This is a genomic window from Gardnerella vaginalis (assembly GCF_001563665.1).
GTDB classification, from domain to species: Bacteria; Actinomycetota; Actinomycetes; order Actinomycetales; family Bifidobacteriaceae; genus Bifidobacterium; species Bifidobacterium vaginale_A.
In genome coordinates, this window is sequence record NZ_KQ961857.1 from 38840 (window position 1) to 45741 (window position 6902).

Below are 6902 nucleotides of genomic sequence, written 5' to 3' on the forward strand. Positions count from 1 at the left end.
AGTTATATCAAATTACTATTATTTGCACTTAACAGTTTCACGAATATTCACCTTTTAATCAACATATTTTAGCGATACACAGCTTGACGCAAGTTATCGCGCATATCACATGCAGATTCATAAGCACAATCTCTAACAATTTCAAGAACACTATCTATAGATAACGAACCCTTATTTTTTATATATGATTCTGATTTTTTCCACGATCCTATAATTCCACGAGAAGAATTAACTATAGCTCCAGAGGCAAATTCGTCAAACATGCCAGCAACATCTTGAGCTGTACCGCCTTGAGCACCATATCCTGGAACCAAAAAGAAAGTATGAGGCATAAGATTGCGTAAATGTTTACCTTCTTCAGGATGAGTAGCTCCAACTACAGCACCGACTCTAGAATAACCATGCTTTCCAATATTTGACTCACCCCATTGTTCAATAAGATCAGCCATATGCTCGTATACAGCTTTACCATCTTGTACAACAAGCTCTTGCAACTCTTTACTAGAAGGATTTGACGTTCTAAGAAGAACAAAAATGCTCTTATTATACTTAACAGCATTATTTATAAAAGGCTTCACGCCATCTGAACCCATATAAGGATTAACAGTTAATGAATCTTCATGCCAAACATCATTATTTTGTGATTTTTCTAAAATTTTTGTTAAAGAATCATTCAATAATTCATTTTTTGAAGTCAAATAAGATGTAATATCTGTAAAACCGCTTATATGAGCAGCATACTGAGCTGCAGTAGATCCAATATCTCCTCTTTTAGCATCCCCTATTACAACTAATCCTTTAGATTTTGCATATTCGCAAGTCATAGTGTATGTATCTATTCCAGCAGGACCAAGCGCTTCATACATAGCTATTTGAGGTTTTACTGCTGGAACAACATCTGCTATTGCATCAATAATCGAACGATTAAATTCGAAATACGCTGTAGCCATAAGAGTTGAAAGAGCCTCAGAATCATCAACTTCTTGTAAAACTTCATCAACAAGTCCGTTAATAATCTCAATAGGAACAATATCGGCTTTAGGATCTAACCCTACAACGCTAGGATTTTGTTTAGATTCGATTGCTTCTATAAGTTCGTCCATACAATTTCCCCTAAATTAGATAAATTAAATTCACATTCTTGAAAACGCAATTTCAGATCCAATAATTGTAGCTACTGGACGTCCTTTAACATCCCATCCATCGAATGGAGTGTTACGAGCTTTTGAATGGAAAGATTCAGCGTTCACAGTCCATCTTTCCTTTGTGTTAATCAAAACTAAATCAACATTTTCAGGATGCTCAGTTATGCTCAATCTCAAAGTACGCTTCGTGTCACATCTAGAAGATACGTTAAGCAATGCAGCAATATCAGTTGGCCTTCTACTCATCAATTGCATAGGATTGACTGACATCAACTCAATCAAATGTTTATCATCTGTGTATCCTGCATCTACTAACACTTTTCTGCAAACAGCATATGCACATTCAAGACCAATAATTCCGTTAGGAGATACAGCAAAATCACCAGACTTTTCTTTTTTAGTATGAGGAGCGTGATCTGTTGCAATCATATCAATTGTTCCATCTGCAATAGCAGCTAGTGTTGCTTGACGATCTGCTTTTGAACGAAGAGGAGGATTCATTTTTGCCATTGAACCGTAACGCAATACATCTTCATCACATAATGCAAGATAGTGAGGAGCTGTTTCACAAGTAATAGGCAAACCTTCTTTTTTAGCTTTACGTATAGCTTCAAAAGATGCAGCAGTACTTACATGCTGAAAATGAACATGCACACCAGTTTTACGAGCAGCGTCAATATCTCTTTGAACAATTGATAATTCTGTAGAAGATGCAATACCTTCAACACCAAGCATTTTCGCAACAGGACCATCATTCATACATCCACTTTCGTGATGTTCGCAATGTTCTACGAAAGGCAAACCAGTTTTCTTAGCCATATCAAGAACATCTAACAAGATAGATTCAGGTACAGCAGCACCATCATCACTTATTGCAGTAACAGGATGCTTACGCATTGGAGAAGTTTTTTCATCATCGCTTATTCCAAGAACATATTTTTCCCAATGCTCTATATTGCTAGGCTTTAATCCTTTACGACCAAGAGAAGCGCAAACAGTTACATCGTAGCGAACAGGTAATTTCACTCCATAGATACATCCGTATCGTTGCAAATAATCTATAACATTTTCAACATCAAATGGAGCATCAACCCATTTCTCACCATCAACTGCAGGAATCGTATTTGGCATGATTAAAACTTGCGTATAACCACCAGCAGATGCAGCTTCGCTTCCTGTTTGCATAGTTTCTTTGTCAGTTTGACCAGGATCTCTAAAATGCACATGCGGATCAGCAAAACCAGGAGCGACAATCATGTCACTTGCATCAATATCTCCACTTAATCGCGCATTAGGCTCTATCAAAGCATCTTGGCGAACACCATCAACTATAAGATCTATACGTTCACCAGTATCCCACACAGAGATATTGCGCAAATTTAAGGTACGTGCCTCGTCCATATAACTCCTAGTTTGCGTAAATTTTTATACTTAATATATTGTAATAGATTTTATTTTTCTTTATGCCTTATTATCACAATATAAGCAATGATATTCATGCATTCCAGATTCTGATTTGTAGAATTTTTTAACTAATGTCAATTCACTATTTGTAATACAGCGAGGATTTGAACAAGTCATATTTTTTGGAGCATTCATATCATTATTGTGGATTCTTGGAAGGCTCAGAGAAATTCCATTAGCATCTTTAGATTCATTCTCTTCTAAAGGTACTCTTACAAAATCTGTAGGCTCATAGCCATCAAGTTCATCTCCAAGAACAGAACTTTCCAACGCCATACGCATTAGCATTCCATTCTTTACTTGATCAAAGTATGCAGCTCTAGAATCGCAATCAACATCAACTGAAATCTCGTTAATTCGAGGAAGAGGATGCAAAACAGCAGTATTTGGCTTTGCTTTATTTAATTTTTCTTCAGTCAAAATATAAGTATCACGAAGTCGCAAGTATTGATCTCGATCAGTAAAACGCTCTTCTTGCACACGAGTCATATAAAGAACATCAAGTTCGCCGATTACTTTCATCAAGTCACGAGTTTCTTCATACGTGCAAGAAGGAGTATCTTTAATTCTGTCGATTACATATTGAGGAGTTTTAAGCTCATCTGGGCTAATAAGCACAAAATGAACGTTTCCAAAACGACAAAGAGTTTCAATAAGTGAGTGAACTGTGCGTCCATATGTTAAATCTCCACACAATCCAACTGTTAAATTATTTAATCTACCAAAACGCTCAAGAATCGTTGCTAAATCTGCAAGAGTTTGCGTAGGATGCATATGTCCGCCATCTCCTGCGTTAATAATAGGTGTATTAACAGCTTGCGTTGCAACGAAAGCTGCACCTTCTTTCGGGTGGCGCATTGCTACAACATCAACATAATTAGACACGACTTTCAAAGTGTCACTTACTGTTTCACCTTTACTAGCACTAGAAAGACCAGCACCAGCGAAGCCGATAACCTTACCCCCTAAACGCAACATTGCAGTTTCAAAACTCAAACGAGTTCGAGTACTAGGCTCATAAAAAAGAGTGGCTAACAATCTGCCATCGCAGGTGTGAGCCACTTCTTTACGGTGCGAATCAATGTATCGCGCTTTATCTAAAAGCATTCTAATTTGCGCAGTCGAAATATCATCCAACGTAACAACACTTTTACCACTTAAAGACTGAGAAATATTTGACTCAATTGGAAGAAAACAACCAGAATTTTCGGATTGGGCATCTGATGCAAGCAATTTAGCGGAAATTTTCACGGGCTTTCCTTTCTCTGTAGAAAGACGGCCACATATTGCGCGACCTTGTAGATTGTACAAGATTTACAAGACTACGACACAAAATACTTTCAATAAAGCGTTTAAACTAGCAACCATAAAATATTCTAGACATAGCTTCACGGCATTGACGCATTATTGCTAACAAATCATTTTCGAATACTCTACCTTGATTTGACTCATAACCAAGATAAGTTGCTATTCCACCAAGAGAATAAGAATCAGTTGGAATCACATCAGCTCTAGACATAGACCCAGACCATAAAAAGTTTGCATTGCGCACAGAAGAACACATATGCCAACAGCGACGAAAAATTTCAGCATCTTCTTTGCTTATTAAATTCTCATCTTCTAAAGCTTTCAAAGCTTTAATTGTTCCAACAACTCTTAAAGATTCAAATTTATGAGCATATTGCAATTGAAGTAGTTGAACAGTCCACTCAACATCACTTAATCCTCCACGACCAAGTTTAAGATGACGATCTCTACTAACACCTCTAGGTAAACGCTCAGCTTCCATACGTGCTTTAAGCCTACGAATTTCAGCTATTTGCGATTCATTAAGTGGATTCGTACAGTATCGCAAATCGTTTATTACTCCGTTAAGAAGTAAATCTGCTAAGTTTTTAGAACCTGCAGCAAAACGCGCTCGAAGTAACGCTTGATTCTCCCAAATGCTAGCCCAATTACGATAATAATTTTCACAAGACTCTAAAGAGCGAACAATCGGCCCATCTTTTCCTTCAGGACGCAAGTCTAAATCAAGCATAATTTTGGGCTCAAGAGTAATAGATCCTTGCAAAATATTTCTTAGAATATCGACTGTAGTTTGAGCAAAGCTAAAAGCAAGATAGTCTGAATCAGAATCACCGTGAGCATAAGTTGGCTCGTATACAACGATAATGTCTGCATCAGAACAGAAATTAACTTCTCTACCACCGTAACGACCCATTGCAATAATAGCAATAGAAGATACAGGAGAGTCTAATTTCATTTTTAAAGCTGCCTGATGCATAGACCATTTCAACGCTGCATCTAAAACAGCATCAAAAACATCACTCATAGCACTCATAGAAGTGTCATCATCAATTAAGCCACACATCCAAGAAATAGCCAAACGCTCGATTTCTTGCCTACGCAAAGAGCGCAAAGATTGAGCAAAATCTTCAATATTTCCAGCGTATCTTGCCAGCATAGCGCGAGTTTGCATATCTAAACTATCTCTATTTCTAGCAGATAATAAATCATCATCTCCAAGCCACGTAATCGATTGCATTGATTGCATCATAGCGTCGCCCAAATAACGAGAATCAGATAGAATATGACACAATCTTTTTGCAGCTGAAGGAGAATCACGCAAAAAGCCAAGATACATGTTTTTACCACCGAAACGCTCAGAAAGCTTTCTAAAAGCAAGTAATCCCATATCTGGATTCTGACCATCTCCAAGCCACTTCAAAACAGCAGGCAATAAAATCCTATGTATTTTAGCAGCTCTTGAAAGTCCTTCTGTAAGCGCTTTAACATGCAAACTAGCAGCTTTAGGATCCGCAAAACCAATTGAAGCAAATCTAGCTCTAGCAGCTTCAGCAGAAAGCACAATTGGATCAGAATCTGTTTGAGCGTTTATAGGCAACATTGGTCGATAATAAATATCTTTATGTAAATGACGAATTTCACGGCGTGCTTTATCGAAACGCTCAACTAATTCTTCAGGACGCAATCTCACAGCTCTGGAAAGCCTGCGAATTTGCTCATTGCTGTTTAACTTTTCAGTTGAAATATTTCGCGTGCGATCTAATCCACCATTGCCTTGAGGACCTAAATCTGGGAATAAATGAGTGCGATGCATACTCCACATTTGCTGCCGATGCTCAAGAACACGTTCAAAACGGTAATGTTCAGCTAAAGTTGAGGCTTGAGATCTTGAAACGTATCCTCCAATTGCTAACGCTTGCAAAGCAGAAAGAGTATCTCGAACACGCAATGACTTATCGTCACTTCCATGAACAAGCTGTAACATTTGCACAGTAAATTCAACATCTCTTAATCCACCTTTACCAAGCTTCATATCAAGATCACGCTCCGATGCAGGAATAAGAGATTCTACGCGCTGACGCATATGTTGACAATCTGAAACAAAATGATCTCTACTAGAAGCCTTCCAAATTAAAGGCTCAACCATATCACAATAAGATTTACCAAGCTCTAAATCGCCAGCAGACGGACGTGACTTCAGTAATGCTTGAAATTCCCAACTACTAGCCCACTTTTCATAATATTCTCTGTGAGATTCAAGAAGTCGCACAAGCGGACCATCTTTACCTTCAGGTCTAAGTGCTGTATCAATTTTCCACAAAGGTGGCTCGCTAGATCCAAGAACTACAGACTGGCAGACTTTTTGCAGAACCATTGCAATTGAAGTACCAACACGAATAGCATAGTCTTTTTGATGATTTTCAACAGGAGCAACAACGTAAATTAAATCAATATCTGAAACATAGTTGATTTCTTGAGATCCAAGTTTTCCCATTGCAATAATCGCAAACTTGCAAGATGAAGATCCTTCTACTTGTCCTCTAGCAATAGCTAGCGCTGCTTCTAATACAGCATCAGCAGCATCAGAAAGTTTATGACTAATATCTGGCTGAACTTCTACACAATCAGCACTAGCTAAATCAGCAGACATGATTGCAGCTACATGTTCACGATATCTAGATCTTAAAGAAGAAACAGCTTGAGCAAATCCTAAAGAAGTCAATGGAATAGTTATCGAAGAATCATTATTTTCTGCTACTACTACAGTTGCACTATACGCTTGTATTGCGTTCAATAAATCTTTACAACGCTCTTGACGAGTCATATGAAGCAAGTGTTCAGGATCACTAGCAGCAGCTTTTATAAGATTAGGATGCGTTCTCATTAGCATTGCAAAAGCATTAGAAGCTCCAAGTACTTGTAATAGAGAAGTAAAATCATTAGATTGCAAATTGCGAGAAAATATGTCTTTTATAACATCTGGAT

The 6902-nt window shown here is 37.8% G+C and carries 4 protein-coding genes; all 4 read right to left on the bottom strand.

Features of this window, described 5'->3' with window-relative positions; all coding sequences use genetic code 11:
• Positions 1–68: 68 nt before the first annotated feature.
• Positions 69–1103: an orotidine-5'-phosphate decarboxylase gene (gene pyrF / locus HMPREF3230_RS02190; protein WP_075523349.1), complete on the bottom strand. Its 1035-nt coding sequence runs from the start codon at positions 1101–1103 to the stop codon at positions 69–71.
• A gap of 30 nt (positions 1104–1133) precedes the next feature.
• Complete coding sequence (locus tag HMPREF3230_RS02195) at positions 1134–2546, bottom strand: dihydroorotase (RefSeq protein WP_075523350.1); 1413 nt, start codon at positions 2544–2546, stop codon at positions 1134–1136.
• A 60-nt stretch (positions 2547–2606) separates the two neighbouring features.
• Entirely contained in the window at positions 2607–3794 is a 1188-nt protein-coding gene (pyrB, locus tag HMPREF3230_RS02200) for an aspartate carbamoyltransferase (protein ID WP_075523457.1), read from the bottom strand.
• Positions 3795–3966: 172 nt separating this feature from the next.
• The coding region (locus HMPREF3230_RS02205) for a bifunctional [glutamine synthetase] adenylyltransferase/[glutamine synthetase]-adenylyl-L-tyrosine phosphorylase (protein WP_082266237.1) at positions 3967–6902 on the bottom strand (2936 nt) is incomplete at its 5' end.